This window comes from Bacteroides sp. MSSM.1001136sp1_RTP21357st2_D2_RTP21359_211015, assembly GCF_040913205.1.
In the GTDB taxonomy this organism is placed as follows: Bacteria; Bacteroidota; Bacteroidia; order Bacteroidales; family Bacteroidaceae; genus Bacteroides; species Bacteroides ovatus.
Map to the genome: position 1 here is coordinate 1 of NZ_JBDFVF010000087.1, position 1,159 is coordinate 1,159.

The 1,159-nt window shown below is 47.3% G+C and carries 2 rRNA genes; both read right to left on the reverse strand.

The window, feature by feature from the left end:
* Window positions 1–795 (reverse strand): 23S ribosomal RNA (locus tag AB5217_RS24855); the annotation flags it as partial.
* A 261-nt stretch (window positions 796–1,056) separates the two neighbouring features.
* Window positions 1,057–1,159, reverse strand: a 5S ribosomal RNA gene (gene rrf, locus AB5217_RS24860); the annotation flags it as partial.

Sequence of the window (1,159 nt, forward strand, 5' to 3'; positions counted from 1 at the left end):
CCCCACCCTTTTCAACGGATGTGGGTTCGGTCCTCCATTGCCTTTTACGGCAACTTCAACCTGGACATGGATAGATCACCCGGTTTCGGGTCTACTCCGACTGACTATTTCGCCCTCTTCAGACTCGGTTTCCCTTCGGCTCCAGGCCTTCAGCCCTTAACCTCGCCAGCCAGCGTAACTCGCCGGACCGTTCTACAAAAAGTACGCGGTTCATCATATAAAGATGTTCCACAGCTTGTAAACATATGGTTTCAGGTTCTCTTTCACTCCCCTCCCGGGGTCCTTTTCACCTTTCCTTCACAGTACTATGCGCTATCGGTCACTAAGGAGTATTTAGCCTTACGGGGTGGTCCCCGCTCATTCCATCAAGGTTTCTCGTGTCTCGATGTACTCTGGATCCCGCTCAGTCAGCTCTCCTTTCGCTTACGGGGCTTTCACCCTCTCCGGCAGGCTTTCCCAAACCTTTCTGCTAGAATCACTGAATCTTAAATGCGGTCCGAACCCCGGAGTGCACGCACTCCGGTTTGGGCTCTTTCGCTTTCGCTCGCCGCTACTTACGAAATCGATGTTTCTTTCTCTTCCTCCGGCTACTTAGATGTTTCAGTTCACCGGGTTCCCTTCCATACGTTATGGATTGGCGTATGGATACTTGAGGTCTTCTCAAGTGGGTTTCCCCATTCAGATATCTCCGGATCAATGGATATTTGCTCCTCCCCGAAGCTTTTCGCAGCTTATCACGTCTTTCATCGGCTCTTAGTGCCAAGGCATCCACCATACGCTCTTATTAGCATAACCAACTGATAAGAAACACGGGTTGGTCTCTCATCTACACATGTATAGCGTTACATGCGTTGGTAATAGTTTGTTTTTTTATAATGTTGTTAACATTACCTCGGATGTCTTGTTGAATTAATTCAACTCTCTTATTTTCATAAGATATTTCTCTTTGTATGCAATTTTCAAGGTACAACTGACTGCTTCTTTCATCAGTCATTAGAAACTAAAATCCCTTTTAATCTCTAATCACTGGTGAAACCAGTTCTTTTTCTTTTTTTGTTTTGGCGGCCACCTACTCTCCCACACCGTCTCCAGTGCAGTACCATCGGCCGCTCAGGTCTTAACCATCGTGTTCGGGATGGGAACGGGTGTTTCCCAAAAG